Origin of the sequence: Xanthomonas sp. LF06-19 (assembly GCF_034105425.1) — a bacterium.
Lineage (GTDB): Bacteria > Pseudomonadota > Gammaproteobacteria > Xanthomonadales > Xanthomonadaceae > Xanthomonas_A > Xanthomonas_A sontii.
Map to the genome: position 1 here is coordinate 77,884 of NZ_JAXGGH010000007.1, position 12,980 is coordinate 90,863.

General features: G+C 71.3%; 11 protein-coding genes. 7 read left to right on the forward strand and 4 right to left on the reverse strand.

Going from position 1 to position 12,980, the window contains the following annotated elements; all coding sequences use genetic code 11:
- Positions 1 to 187: 187 nt before the first annotated feature.
- From SLW55_RS14535 to SLW55_RS14550, 4 genes are read right to left on the reverse strand one after another with little or no spacing between them, the layout of a single operon-like run.
- Complete coding sequence (locus SLW55_RS14535; RefSeq protein ID WP_267103929.1) at positions 188 to 1,495, reverse strand: MFS transporter; 1,308 nt, start codon at positions 1,493 to 1,495, stop codon at positions 188 to 190.
- Between the two features lie 48 nt (positions 1,496 to 1,543).
- Positions 1,544 to 2,449: a type I 3-dehydroquinate dehydratase gene (gene aroD / locus SLW55_RS14540; protein ID WP_295919638.1), complete on the reverse strand. Its 906-nt coding sequence runs from the start codon at positions 2,447 to 2,449 to the stop codon at positions 1,544 to 1,546.
- A gap of 36 nt (positions 2,450 to 2,485) precedes the next feature.
- Positions 2,486 to 3,781: a carbohydrate porin gene (locus SLW55_RS14545; protein ID WP_267103817.1), complete on the reverse strand. Its 1,296-nt coding sequence runs from the start codon at positions 3,779 to 3,781 to the stop codon at positions 2,486 to 2,488.
- A complete protein-coding gene (locus SLW55_RS14550; protein ID WP_320745338.1) occupies positions 3,778 to 5,286 on the reverse strand; it encodes a right-handed parallel beta-helix repeat-containing protein in 1,509 nt (502 codons plus the stop codon). Before SLW55_RS14550 ends, SLW55_RS14545 begins: the two co-directional genes overlap by 4 nt.
- A gap of 276 nt (positions 5,287 to 5,562) precedes the next feature.
- Here SLW55_RS14550 and SLW55_RS14555 point away from each other — a divergent pair, with 276 nt between their 5' ends.
- From SLW55_RS14555 to SLW55_RS14585, 7 genes are all read left to right on the forward strand, one after another.
- Positions 5,563 to 6,102: a gamma carbonic anhydrase family protein gene (locus SLW55_RS14555; protein WP_017915009.1), complete on the forward strand. Its 540-nt coding sequence runs from the start codon at positions 5,563 to 5,565 to the stop codon at positions 6,100 to 6,102.
- 97 nt (positions 6,103 to 6,199) lie between these two features.
- Positions 6,200 to 7,123: a DUF2167 domain-containing protein gene (locus SLW55_RS14560; RefSeq protein ID WP_267103815.1), complete on the forward strand. Its 924-nt coding sequence runs from the start codon at positions 6,200 to 6,202 to the stop codon at positions 7,121 to 7,123.
- A gap of 172 nt (positions 7,124 to 7,295) precedes the next feature.
- Positions 7,296 to 7,973: an RDD family protein gene (locus SLW55_RS14565; RefSeq protein WP_043094282.1), complete on the forward strand. Its 678-nt coding sequence runs from the start codon at positions 7,296 to 7,298 to the stop codon at positions 7,971 to 7,973.
- Entirely contained in the window at positions 7,970 to 9,031 is a 1,062-nt protein-coding gene (locus tag SLW55_RS14570; RefSeq protein WP_295917229.1) for a stage II sporulation protein M, read from the forward strand. The genes SLW55_RS14565 and SLW55_RS14570 overlap by 4 nt, the downstream gene beginning before the upstream one ends.
- Positions 9,021 to 10,712 carry a DUF4129 domain-containing protein gene (locus SLW55_RS14575; protein ID WP_295942635.1) on the forward strand — a complete coding sequence of 564 codons (1,692 nt, stop codon included), beginning with the start codon at positions 9,021 to 9,023 and terminating at the stop codon, positions 10,710 to 10,712. The genes SLW55_RS14570 and SLW55_RS14575 overlap by 11 nt, the downstream gene beginning before the upstream one ends.
- Positions 10,709 to 11,896 (forward strand): DUF4350 domain-containing protein, encoded by a 1,188-nt coding sequence (locus SLW55_RS14580; protein ID WP_295920635.1) that lies wholly within the window; start codon positions 10,709 to 10,711, stop codon positions 11,894 to 11,896. Before SLW55_RS14575 ends, SLW55_RS14580 begins: the two co-directional genes overlap by 4 nt.
- Positions 11,893 to 12,885, forward strand: a complete 993-nt coding sequence (locus SLW55_RS14585; RefSeq protein WP_043094277.1) for a MoxR family ATPase — start codon at positions 11,893 to 11,895, stop codon at positions 12,883 to 12,885. The genes SLW55_RS14580 and SLW55_RS14585 overlap by 4 nt, the downstream gene beginning before the upstream one ends.
- Positions 12,886 to 12,980: the final 95 nt, after the last annotated feature.

Genomic DNA, 12,980 nt, shown 5'->3' on the forward strand with positions numbered 1-12,980 from the left:
GTGCGGTGGCAATGGATGGACCCGCGTTCGTGAGACCTCACAGCGCCTCGACCGAGGCGCCGCAGGTTGGCCGACACATGGGGTATGGCGCCGGACACGGCGCCGATCGGTGACGCAGGCCAGGCCGCGCCGCAAAGCGCGTTGCTCTCGAAGACTGGAATGGAGCCGCGCCCGCGCCGCCCCGCCCTCACCGTGCCGGCTGCAGCCGCATCGTCAGCACCGCGGCAATGGCCACCAGCAGCGGCAACGCCAGCACGTAGTACAGATTGGCCGGCTGCCAGCCGGCGTCGACCAGCACGCCGACGGTCATCGGCGAAAGGATCGCGCCGACGCGGCCGATGCCGATCGCCCAGCCCAGGCCGGTGGTGCGCACGGTGGGCGCGAACACGATCGGCGCCACCGCATACAGGCCGGCCATCGAGCCGAACAGCGCCGCACCGATCACGAAGGCCACGGGGAAGGCCAGCTGCAACTGCGTGCCGAGCGTGGCGAACGCCGCCATTCCCAGTGCGGCGATCAGGAAGCTGACGGCGGTCAGCCGTGGCAGCAGAAAACGTGCGGCCAGGCCGCCGAACAAGGCGCCGCCGACGATGCCGCCCAGGTTCAACAGCACCCCGCCGGTGACGCCCTGCTCGGCCGACAGCCCGGCCTGCACCAGCAGTTTCGGCGTCCAGCTCAGCACGAAATAGAAGGCGAACATGTGCATGAAGAAGCCCAGCGCGATCAGCACGCTGTTGCGGCGCAGGTGCGGGGTGAACAGCGCCGCGTAGCCCGCCTTCTCCTGCACCGGCGGGCGCGGCGGCAGCGCATCCAGGGTCGGTGCACGCATGCGCGCCAGCAGCGCGTTGAGCCGCGCCAGCGCATCCGGCGGGCGCCGGCTGAGCAGGAAGTCCAGCGATTCGGGCAGCAGCGCAAGCACCACCGGGATGCACAGCAGCGAGGCGAGTGCGCCGAACAGGAAGGCCGCATGCCAGCCCCAGCGTTCCAGCAGCATCGCGGCGATCAACCCGCCCAGCGTGGCGCCGATGGGATAGCCGGTGGCCTGCAGGGCCACTGCGGTGCTGCGCCACTTCGGGCTGGCGTATTCGGCAGTGATCACGCCGACGCCGGCGAGCATGCCGCCGATGCCGATGCCGGTGAACACGCGCAGCGCCGCAAGTTGCCAGATGTCCTGCGCCAGTGCCGAGGCGGCCATGCCGACGGTCAGGATCACCAGGCAGCACAGGATCATGTTGCGCCGGCCCCAGCGGTCGGCCAGCGGCGCCAGCAGCAGCGAGCCCAGCGCCATGCCTACCAGCCCGGCGCTGAGCGCGATCCCCAGCAGCTTGCCGGACAAACGCCAGGCCTCCGACACGTGCGGGGCGATGAAGGCCATCACCATCACGTCGAACCCGTCGAGCATGTTCAACAGCACGCAGACCGCGATCGCCGTCCACTGGAACCCGCTCATGCGATTCAGGACGAGGGCTGTGGGCGGGGCGGCGGCATGGCTCATGGCAACACTCCTGCAGGAACGGCGAACGAGGACGGCAGCGTCGCGGGATTACTTGGGCGGCGCGGCGGCATGCAGCGCATCGAGCGTCTGCCGCAACCGCGCCGCGTCGATCTGCCCGGGCGCCGAGGCGCTGCCGAGCATGCCGAAGGTCAGGCTCTGCCCGAAGGTCTCGCCGGACAGCCGCGACACCGCGCCCAGCGGCCCCATCGACATGGTCAGCAGCGGCTGGCCGCTGCGCTGGCGCATCTGCCAGGTGGCGTCGAGCAGGTGCAGCACGTCGCCCGGATCTCGCGGCATCACCGCGATCTTCAGCACGTCAGCGCCCAGCGCCTGCTGCCGCTGCAGCCGCGCCACGAGCTCCGCCACCGGCGGGGTGGCGTGGAAGTCGTGGCTGGACATCACCACGTACACGCCCTGCCGGTGTGCGCGCTCGACCACCTGCCGCAGCACCGCCGGGTCGCGGAACATTTCCACGTCGAGCAGGTCGGCGAAGCGCGCGTCCAGCAGGCGCGCGTACAACGCGCCGTAGGCGGCATCGTCGATCGCCACCGCGCCGCCCTCGGCCTTGGTGCGGAAGGTCAGCAGCAGCGGCTTGCCGTGCAGTGCATGCGCCAGGCGCGGCCCCAATGCCGCCAGCGCGGCCGCGTCGGTAGCCCCGTCCATCAGGTCGATGCGCCACTCGGCCAGGTCCGCATCGGGCGAGGCGGCGATGCGCTGCGCCTGCGCCAGCGCCTGCTCGGCGTCGTGCGCGGTGATCGGCACGATGATCTTGGGCAGGCCGGCACCGATGTCGAGTCCGCGGATCTGCAGCACGCGCGGCGGCGGCAGCGGCGCGCCCGCGGACGGCGCGGCGGGCGCCGCTGCCGGAGGCGCCGCAGGTGCGGCCTGCAGCGGCGATGCCAGCAGCAGGCCGGCGCAGCACAGGAAGGTCAGTCGTCGTGGGAACAAGGGCATCGGGATCGGCCTGGGCAGGAGGCGCGCAGCGCGCGCTCAGAAGGTGAGCTTGACCTGCAGCCCCACCGCCAGCGCGTTGTCGGTGCGCGCATAGGCGAAGGTGCCGGGGTTGACGATGTACTGCACGTCCGGCCGCAGCATCAGCCACGGCGTCAGCTGCGCGCTGTAGGACAGTTCGTAGAGTTCCTCGGCGGTATCGAGCGCGAACACCGGCGCCTCCGGCGGCACGCCGGCATCGAGCAGCGCCGCGCGGCGCGCGTCGAGCAGGCGATGGTTGATGTCGGCGCCGACGTAGCCCAGCGCGATGCGGTCCTGGCTGCGCCGGCCGATGCCCTGGTAGACGCCGCCCACGGCGTACCAGCGGGTGATCTGCGCGGTGGCATGGTCGGACACCATGTACTGGGCGAAGCCGGTGAGGCCGCGGCCGCGCTCGCCGCCGGGCGAGTACAGCTTCTGCTCCACCAGCAGGTAGGCGCCGTCGCGGCCGGTGGTGGCGCGCGGGTCCAGGCCCTTGCGGGGCACCCGCGAGGAGTCGTAGTAGCCGCCAAACTTGTAGGTGCCCGGATAGGCGCCGCTGGCGCCGGGCATCCAGGTGAGTTCGACGGGGAACAGCGAGCCGGTGGTGCCCCGCGCGTCCAGGTCGAACGCGGTATGCACGTTGTTGTTGGTGCTGGGGTTGACCTGGAACCAGCCGACCCGCAGGTTCGCCGCCGGCGTCAGTTGCTGCGCCACTTCCGCGCCCCAGCGTGCGTTCGGATAGTTGTACCAGCCGCTGTTGCCGGACATCGCCAGCGGATGCGCGCAGAACGCGGCGTTGACGAAGTTGGTCAGCAGCGTGTGCGCGCCAAACTGGTTGCCCATCGCGTAGAAGCCGGCCTTGATGTAGCTGCGCCCGTCGTTGAAGCGGCGGTCGTAGCTCAGTTCGGTCAGCCGGGTGAACTGGCCGCCGTAGGCTTCCTGGATCGGGAAGCGGTTGCCGAGCAGGTCGGCCGAGGTGCTGCGGCCGCGGCGGTCGTTGACGGTCACGTGCAGCGTGCCGCCGCCCCAGCCGGCCAGTTTCGCCAGGTCCAGGTCCACGCCCAGCCGCACCTGCTGCGCATAGCGCGCACCGCGCTCGCCGCGGCCGCCGTCGACCAGGCCCATGGCTTCGCCGACGTAGTCGCCGCGCACGTTGACGCCGCGCTGCAGCCAGTCGCTGCGCGTGCCGTCCCAGTCGCCGGTCAAGGTGCTGTGCGCCAGGTCGGCGGCGTCCTGCGCGGCGGCGACCGCCGGGTCGAAGGCGATGACCGCAGCCAGCAGCGACCAGGCCGGTAGCGACGGTAGGCGGCTCACGGCGCCATCGCCAGCGGCGCGCTCAGCGGCGAGGTCGCGCCATCGTCGCTGGTGACGGTGACGGTGAGCGTGGCCAACGCCGCGCCGTCGCCGTCCAGCGGCAGCACAAAGCGGCCCTGTCCCTGTGCATCCACTTGCGCCTCGACGCGGCCCAGATAGCGTTCGGCCTCGTCGTCGCCGGGCCGGCGATTGCCGAACAGCTCCACCGTGTAGAGATGACCGGGGCGGCCGACGAAGCTGCCCTGCACCTGCGGCACGCCGGCCCCGCGTTCGATCGCGCGCAACTGCGGGGCGGCCTGGCCGAAGTTCGGCGCAGGCTGGCAACCGTCCGCCGCCGTAGCGCCGCAGATCGTCGCGCGCTTGCGCGGGTCCGGATCGACGCCGATGCCGCGCGAACCGACGAAGGGCGCATGCTCCAGGCCCGGCACGCCGAACACGATGGCGCCGCGCGGCTGGCCCGGGGCGCAGGCACCGCCGGCGAAGCAGCGTTCGATCTTCAGGCCGTTGCCGGACAGCAGGTTGGCGCTGAACCGGTTGGGCTCGCTGCGCGGCTGCGGGCGCACCGCGATGCCGATGCCGTTGCCGGTCAGGCGGTTGCCCTCGATCAGATTGTCGCGGCCGGTGACGCTGACCCCGATCGAATTGCCGGCGAAGTCGTTGTCGGCGATGGTGTTGCGGTTGCCCCAGTTGATCTGCAACCCGTCGGAATAGCGCTCGAAGCGGTTGCGCAGCACGGTGTTGTCGTTGCCCCACAGGATCTCGATGCCCTGCGAGGGCTCGGGGTTGGCATCGGTGGAGCGGAACAGGTTGTCGGCCACCAGGTTCCAGGCCGCGCCGCGGGTCAGTTCCAGGCCGTCGCCGTTGTCGAGGAAGGTGTTGCGCTCGATGCGGTTGCGCACCGTGGTGGTGGCGGTGGACTGGCCGTTGCCGTCGTCGCCGGTCAGCATCACCCCGGCCCCGCCGTGGTTGGCGACGATGCGGTTGTCGCGCAGCACATTGTCGCTGGCGCGGTTGAGCAGCACGCCGATGCAGAAGTTGCGGATCTCCAGGCCGCTCAGTTCCACGCCATGGGTATCGCGCAGCACCAGGCCCGGCAGCGTGGTGCTGCGCACGTTGGTGCCGAACTGGCCCTTCTCGGCGCCCGGGCAGGCGGCGGTGCCCTTGCCGTGGATGTAGCCGGCACCGTCGATGGCGATGTACTGGCCGTCGTGCGCCCGCGCCAGGCCCACCACCTGCAGCGGCCCCTGCAGCGCCGGCAACGGTGCGCGCGGGCGGATCACGTACGGCGGCGCGCCCACCGCGGCGATCTCGATGCGGTAGCGGCCGGGGGCCTGGTTGGCGGTGGTGATCGCCCAGCGCAGGGAGCCCGGGGCGTCGTCGTCGGCGTAGCGGTCCACGGTGAGCACGCTGCGCTCCGGCGGCGGCGGCTCGGCCTGGTAGGCGCACACGGCACCGGGAAGCAGGGCCGCGAGCAGGGCCAGGCCGCGGGAAAACGCACAGGACATGCACCATCTCCAACAGAATCGGGACCGCACCGGCGGCGGGCGGCGCCGCGGCCGCCAGCGGGCACGCGTCGCGCGCTGCCAGGTGCCGGGACAGCAGCAACGCTAGTTTTATCGCACTGCACCATTCAAGTGCGAATATCGATTAGCGGTGCGTTTATCGCACAATCGCGTGCTTCGCCCAGCCTCTCGGGCACTCCACGGGCGGCAGCCGGCGCCAGGCGCCGCGCTATCATCGGCGCCCGCGTGGCCGCCGGCCGCCCACCGCCGGAGAGCAGCATGTCCCCGATCCGCCCCTACCTCGACACGACTCCGCAGCTGGGCGCGCGCGTCTATGTCGACCCGGCCTGCACCGTGATCGGCGACGTGGTGCTGGAGGACGACGTGTCGGTATGGCCGGGCACGGTGATCCGCGGCGACGTCAACTACGTGCGCATCGGCGCGCGCAGCAACATCCAGGACGGCACCATCATCCACGTCAGCCACCACAGCCCGTTCAACGCGGCCGGCTACCCGACCTTGATCGGCGCGGACGTGACCGTGGGCCACGGCACCATCATCCATGCCTGCACCATCGAGGACCTGTGCCTGATCGGCATGGGCGCCTGCATCCTCGATGGCGCCACGGTGAAGAAATACGGCTTCGTCGGTGCCGGTGCGGTGGTCGGCCCGGGCAAGACCGTCGGCGAGGGCGAGCTGTGGCTGGGCAATCCCGCGCGCAAGGCGCGCATGCTCAGCGACAAGGAGATCGAGAGCCTGCACTACTCGGCGCAGCACTACGTGCGGCTGAAGGACCGTTACCTCACCGGCAACGGCTGAGGCCACCGCGGTGGTTGCGGCACCTGCGCCGCGGCTGGCGTGCGCCGCGCGCTTGCGCGACACTAGGCGCCTCTGGCGTGGGGACGCCACCGAACGAATGGAATCGCCGATGCTCAAGACTTCGCTGCGCGGCCTGCTGGCCGCTTTTTTCTGCGCGCTGTGCGCCACCTCCGGCCCAGTGCTGGCCCAGGACAGCGGCCCGGACATGACCGCCGAGCAGTTCGTCGGCTCGCTGCATTTCCGCGACGGGCATATCGAACTGCCGCAGGCCAAGGTGCATTTCGACCTCGGCCCGGAATTCCGCTACCTAGACAAGACCGATGCGCGGCGGGTGCTGGAAAGCTACTGGGGCAACCCGCCCGACGACGACGTGCTGGGCCTGATCGTGCCGCGCCAGCCCGCGCTCGACGAGAAGGGCAGCTGGGCGGTGGTCGTCACCTATTCCGACGACGGCTACGTGTCCGACGAGGACGCCAGCAAGATCGACTACCAGGCCATGCTCAAGGACATGCAGGAGGAGACGCGCGACTCAAACGCACAGCGCAAGAAGGCCGGCTACGAGCAGGTCGACCTGATCGGCTGGGCGGTGCCGCCGCGCTACGACACCGGCAGCAAGAAGCTGTACTGGGCGCGCGAGCTGGCGTTCGCCGGCGAGCACGAGCACACCCTCAACTACGACATCCGCGTGCTCGGCCGGCATGGCTACCTCAGCCTCAATGCGGTCTCAGGCATGGGCGAACTGGCGCAGGTGCGCGAGGGCATGCAGCAGTTGCTGCCGATGGCCGAGTTCGACAGCGGCGCCCGCTATGCCGACCACAACCCGTCCACCGACAAGATCGCCAGCTACGGCCTGGCCACCCTGATCGGCGGCGGCCTGGCGGCCAAGGCCGGCCTGTTCGCCAAGCTGGGCCTGTTGTTGGCTAAGGCCTGGAAGCTGCTGCTGATCGGCCTGATGGCGCTGGTCGCCGGCGTGCGCAAGCTGTTCTCCGGGCGCCAGCGCGACGGCGGCACGGTACGCTGATCGGCGCCGCCGGCGTGCTGGGCAATTCACGCCACGCCGGCTAAAGTGCCGCTTCGGAGCAGGACGCAGTCGAGAGCAGCATGCCGCCACAGGCAGCCGGCCGAACGGAAGGACGGCCTCCCCACATCGCAGGTGCCCGTGTCCGCCGCACCACCTGGCGGCGGTAAGCGGCATGCTCGATACCTACCGCGAAGTCATCACCCCCGAGGGCGTGCCGCTGCATCTGCCGGCCGCCGGTGCGGTGCCGCGCGCGCTGGCCTGGCTGATCGACCTGGCGCTGCGCTTCGCCCTGCTCACCGCCATGGGCATGTTCCTCGGCCTGCTCGGCGGCCTCGGCCAGGGCCTGTACCTGGTGGCGATGTTCCTGGTGTTCTGGGCGTACCCGATCGTGCTGGAGGGCTGGCGCGGCCAGACCCTGGGCAAGCAGGCGCTGGGCCTGCGCGTAGTGGCGCGCAACGGCGCGCCGGTGGGCTGGATGGCCGCGATCACCCGCAACCTGCTGCGCACCGTGGACATGCTGCCGTTCGGCTACGCCGTCGGCCTGATCGCCTGCCTGTTCGACACCCATTCGCGGCGCCTGGGCGACCTGGTCGCGGGCACGCTGGTGGTGCACCAGCCGCCGCGCGAGGACGAGGCGCTGCCGCCGATCGCCAGCGCGCTCGCGCCGCCGCGACCGCTGCTGCCGGCCGAACAGGCGGCGCTGATCGCCTTCGCCGAGCGCGCGCCGCGGCTCACCCCGGAGCGGCAACTGGAACTGGCCGCGCTGGCGCAGCCGCTGACCGAGACGCCGGGCCAGGCCGGGGTGCTGCGCCTGTACGCGATGGCCAACTGGCTGCTGGGCCGCCGATGAAACAGGAACAGTTCGTCCTCCGTCATCAGCAGGAATGGCAGGTGTTCGAGGCCTGGCTGCAGCGCAGCGCGCGCAGGTCGGCGCCGAACAAGGCCGGCGCCGCCGACGACGCCGGCAAGACCGCCGCGCCGCCGACCGCGATCCCGAGTCCAGACCAGCCGACGCCGCTCACCGACGAGGACATGCCGGCGCGCTACCGGCGCGTGTGCCACCAGCTGGCACTGGCACGCAGGCGCGGCTACAGCCCGCAGGTCACCGCGCGCCTGCAGCATCTGATGCAGCAGGGGCACACCGTCCTGTACCGGGCGCCGCGTCCGCGCTGGCGGCGCGCGGCGGAATTCCTGTTCGCCGAGTTCCCGCAGCTGGTGCGCAGCCAGGCCGGCTACATGGCGGCGGCCACCGCGCTGTTCGTGGTGCCGCTGGTGACCATCTTCGCGCTGCTGCAGTTCCGTCCGGAACTGATCCACGGGTTGATGGACCCGATGCAGGTCACCCAGGTCGAGCGCATGTACGACCCGGCCGCCAGCGCACAGAAGCTCGGCCGCGACAGCGGCACCGATTGGCAGATGTTCGGCCACTACATCATGAACAACATCAGCATCGGCCTGCGCACGTTCGCCAGTGGCCTGCTGGCGGGACTGGGCACGGTGCTGGTGCTGCTGTTCAACGGCATCACCATCGGCGCGGTGGCCGGGCACCTGCACCAGATCGGCTACGGCATCACCTTCTGGCGCTTCGTCGCCGGGCATGCGCCGTTCGAACTGACCGCGATCGTGATCGCCGGCGGTGCCGGCCTGCAGCTCGGCCTGAAGGTGCTGGCGCCGGGACGGCGGCGGCGCATCGATGCGCTGGTGGAAGGCGGCAAGATCGGCGCGCGGCTGTGCCTGGGCGTGGCTGCGATGCTGCTGGTGGCCGCCTTCATCGAGGCGTTCTGGTCGTCCATCGCGACCGTGCCGGCGTGGGTCAAGTACAGCGTGTCGGCGGCACTCTGGACGCTGGTGCTGACGTGGCTGTGGCGCGGCGGGCGCGGCCGCGCGGAGGCCATCGATGCGGATTGAGCGCCTGGACGTGGTGCTGCGCGCACGCTCGGCCTGGGAAGCGATGGAACTGGGCAGCGCCCTGGTCCGCCGCCACGCCGGGGCGATCTGGAAGCCCTGGCTGCTGGTCACCCTGCCGCTGTTCGCCGTGCTCAACCTCGGCGCCTGGGCGATCGATGCGCTGTGGCTGGCACCGCTGCTGCTGTGGTGGCTGAAGCCGGTGCTGGACCGGATCCCGCTGTTCGTGATCTCGCGCGCGGTGTTCGGCGACGTGCCGCGCGTGCGCGACACCGTGCGCGCGCAGGGCGCCTGGGGCTGGCGCACCCTGATCGGCTACCTGACCTGGCGTCGGTTGAGTCCGGCGCGCAGCGTGTTCATGCCGCTGGAACTGCTGGAAGGCGCGAGCGCCGGCCAGCAGCGCGAGCGCCGCCGCACCCTGGGCGGGGCGATCTACGGCCATGCGCTGCTGATGGCCAGCGTCTTCGCCACGTTCGAAGGCATGCTCAGCCTGGCCTGCATCGCCACGATCTTCCTGTTCGTGCCCATCGACCTGCTGCCGGAAACCGCGCGCGCGGCCTGGTCGCTGATCGGCCAGCAGACCCCGGTGTGGGCGGACATCGGCTTCAACGCCATCGCCTGGCTGGCGATGACCCTGATCGAACCGTTCTTCGTCGGCGCCGGCTTCGGCCTGTACCTCAACCGGCGCACCCAGCTCGAAGCCTGGGACGTGGAAATGGCGCTGCGGCGGATGGCTGCGCGCCTGCGCGCCGCCGCGCCGCTGGCGGTGCTGTGCGTGGCCCTGCTCGCCGCGCCGGCCGTGGCGCTGCGTGCGCAGCCGGCGGCCGACGACACAGCGGTGCAGACGGCGGCGGAGCAGGATGCTCCCGCCGACGCCGGGCGCGATGACGGGACCGATGCCGATACCGATGCCGACACGGACACTGACAGTGATGCGGATGCAGATGCCGACAGCAAGCCCGCCGCCGATACCCACCACCACAACGCCGCGCATCCGGTCCCGCTGGACGAAGTGTTCGACACCGAGCCCGCCGCCGATGCGCGCTTCGCCCGCGCCGCCGACCGCGCCTACGCCGACCCGCTGCTGACCGCCAAGCGCACCATCGGCTACTGGAAGAAACGCAATCCCGACGAACCGCCCAAGCCGGACGACAAGCAGCAAGACCTCACCGCGTTCGGCAAATGGATGAAGGCCGCCGCCCAGGCCATCGCGTTCGTCGGCAAGTGGGGCATGTGGGTGCTGGCCGGCATCCTGCTGCTGGTGCTGCTGCTGACCGCCAGGCACTGGCTGCCGTGGATGCGCGGCACCGGGCGCCGGCGTGCACCGGTGGCGACGGCACCGGAGCACACGCCGGTGCTGGCGCCGCAACCGCTGCCGGACGACGTGGCGACGGTGGCACGACGCGCCTGGCGCGAAGGCCGCCACCGCGACGCGCTGGCGCTGCTGTACCGGGCCAGCGTGGCGACGCTGTGCGAGCGCGCCGATCTGGTGCTGCCGCCCAGCGCCACCGAGGCGCAGTGCCTGCGCGCCGCGCAACGCCTGCCCGATGACGCCGACCGCGGCCTGTTCGCGCGCATGGTGCGGGTCTGGCAGCACGCCGCCTATGCGGGCCGGCTGCCCGAGGACAGCGCCTTCGATGCGCTGGTCGACGACCTGCAGCGCCAGTTCCGGTGGCAGGCATGAACAGCGGCACGCGCAATGCGCTGATCTTCCTGGTCGGCCTGCTGCTGGTCAGCGTCGGCGCGGCCTGGTTCTTCGGCCGCTACGAACGCGCCGAGCGGGAGATCGTGCTGCCGCCGCGCGGCGAGGCCGCCTACAACCCGCTGTACGCGCTGCGCCAGACCCTGCGCGCCGACGGCGTGCGTGCCGAGTCGCGGCAACGCCTGGACCTGGAGGCGATGCGCCTGCGCCCGCACGACAGCGTGGTGCTGTATGGCGACCCACGCATGCTCGGCAAGGCCGACGGCGACGCCTTGCTGGACTGGGTGGAGCATGGCGGACATCTGGTGCTGCGCACGCCCACCGCAGAGGTCAAGCGCGGCGACGTGCCGATCCTGGAAGCGCTGGACATCACCGTCGAGGCGCGCAGCCCGGACGACTGTCTGGTCATGGCGGTGCCGGGCGCGGCGCCGCAGAAGGTGTTCTGCGACGGTCGCCGCTTCCACATCGACCCGGACACGCCCGACAACTGGTGGAGCGGCGAGGACGACGACTTCGTGTTCGCGCGCGTGCCCTACGGCGACGGCAGCGTGGACGTGCTGTCGGAGCTGGATTTCCTCGAGAACCAGGACGACCGGCTCGGCAAGATGTTCGAGGGCTCGCCGATGGAAGACGATCCGGTGCTGCGCAGCGGCGGGCTGCGCGAGGCCGGCAACCGCCTGCTGGCACGCCAGGTGCTGGGGCCGAACTACGGCCAGGGCACCATCCACCTGATCTATTCGGCCGAACTGCCGTCGCTGTGGCGCACCCTGTTCACCCGCGGCTGGCCGGCCTGGCTGCCCGCGTTGCTGGTCCTGCTGGCCTGGCTGTGGTCGCGCATGCAGCGTTTCGGGCCGCTGCTCGCGGCGCCGGCCGAGGATCGCCGTTCGCTGCTGGAACACGTGCGCGCCAGCGGCGAACACCTGCTGCGCTACGGCCGCGCCGACCTGCTGCACGCGGCGGTACGCGAGGCGTTCCTGGCGCGGCTGCGCCGGCGCGCGCCGATCGCCGCCGCGCTGGAGGGTCCGGCCCAGGCCGCCGCCATCGCCGAACGCCTGCAGCTGCCCGTGGCGCAGGTCGAACAGGCGCTGCAACCGCCGCCGCCCAACCAACCCGCCGCCTTGCGCGAGCGCATCCGCCTCCTCGTCCAGATGAGAAACCAGTTATGACCACCGCCTCCTCCGACGCCGTCGCGCCGCTCGCCGGCCCTGCCCTGATCGAACGCGCCGAGGCGATCCGCGCCGCGGTCGGCCACGCCTTCATCGGCCAGCCGGAGGTGCTGGAGCAGATCCTGATCGCGCTGCTGGCCGGCGGGCATGTGCTGATCGAGGGCGTGCCCGGCCTCGGCAAGACCCTGCTGGTGCGCGCGCTGGCGCAGGCCCTGGAACTGAACTACGCACGCGTGCAGTTCACCCCGGACCTGATGCCCAGCGACGTCAGCGGCCACGCCGTGTACGACCCCAAGACCGAGAGCTTCAAGATCCGCCGCGGCCCGGTGTTCACCCACCTGCTGCTGGCAGACGAGATCAACCGCGCCCCGGCCAAGACCCAGTCGGCGCTGCTCGAAGTGATGCAGGAAGGCCAGGTCACCATCGAAGGCACGGCCTTCCCGCTGGCGCCGCCGTTCCTGGCGCTGGCCACGCAGAACCCGGTCGAGCAGGAAGGCACCTACCCGTTGCCGGAAGCGCAGCTGGACCGCTTCCTGCTGAAGATCCTGATCGACTACCCGCAACTGGAAGACGAGGCGCGCATGGTCGCCGCGGTCACCAGCGGCCGCAGCGCCGGCGACTTCGACCTGTCGCAGGTGCCGCGCGTGCTCGGCGCCGAGGACGTGGTGGCGATGCAGGCCGGCACCGCGGCCATCGCCGTCGACCCGCAGGTCATCGACTACGCCGTGCGCATCGTCGCCGCCACCCGCCGCTGGCCCGGCATTGCCCTGGGCGCCGGCCCGCGCGGCAGCATCGCCCTGGTTCGCGCGGCGCGCGCGCAGGCCGTGCTGTCCGGCCGCGACTTCGTCATCCCCGACGACATCCGCGACGTGGCCAAACCGGCGCTGCGCCACCGCATCGCCCTGGCCCCGGAACTGCAGATCGAAGGCCAGAGTGCCGACGACGCCCTCGGTGGGTTGCTGGCCAAGGTGGAGGCGCCGAGGAAATGAGCGGGGAGTCGGGAATGGGGAATCGGGAATGGGAAAAGCCGGGGTTCCCGGCGTTGCCCGTAATTCCCGATTGCAGTGAGCTGACGAACGCAGCG

Coding starts and splice junctions, on each gene's coding strand:
- SLW55_RS14535 (WP_267103929.1), bottom strand. CDS start 1,495: ATGAGCCATGCCGCCGCCCCGCCCACAGCCCTCGTCCTGAATCGCATG.
- aroD (WP_295919638.1), bottom strand. CDS start 2,449: ATGCCCTTGTTCCCACGACGACTGACCTTCCTGTGCTGCGCCGGCCTG.
- SLW55_RS14550 (WP_320745338.1), bottom strand. CDS start 5,286: ATGTCCTGTGCGTTTTCCCGCGGCCTGGCCCTGCTCGCGGCCCTGCTT.
- SLW55_RS14555 (WP_017915009.1), top strand. CDS start 5,563: ATGTCCCCGATCCGCCCCTACCTCGACACGACTCCGCAGCTGGGCGCG.
- SLW55_RS14560 (WP_267103815.1), top strand. CDS start 6,200: ATGGAATCGCCGATGCTCAAGACTTCGCTGCGCGGCCTGCTGGCCGCT.
- SLW55_RS14565 (WP_043094282.1), top strand. CDS start 7,296: ATGCTCGATACCTACCGCGAAGTCATCACCCCCGAGGGCGTGCCGCTG.
- SLW55_RS14570 (WP_295917229.1), top strand. CDS start 7,970: ATGAAACAGGAACAGTTCGTCCTCCGTCATCAGCAGGAATGGCAGGTG.
- SLW55_RS14575 (WP_295942635.1), top strand. CDS start 9,021: ATGCGGATTGAGCGCCTGGACGTGGTGCTGCGCGCACGCTCGGCCTGG.
- SLW55_RS14580 (WP_295920635.1), top strand. CDS start 10,709: ATGAACAGCGGCACGCGCAATGCGCTGATCTTCCTGGTCGGCCTGCTG.
- SLW55_RS14585 (WP_043094277.1), top strand. CDS start 11,893: ATGACCACCGCCTCCTCCGACGCCGTCGCGCCGCTCGCCGGCCCTGCC.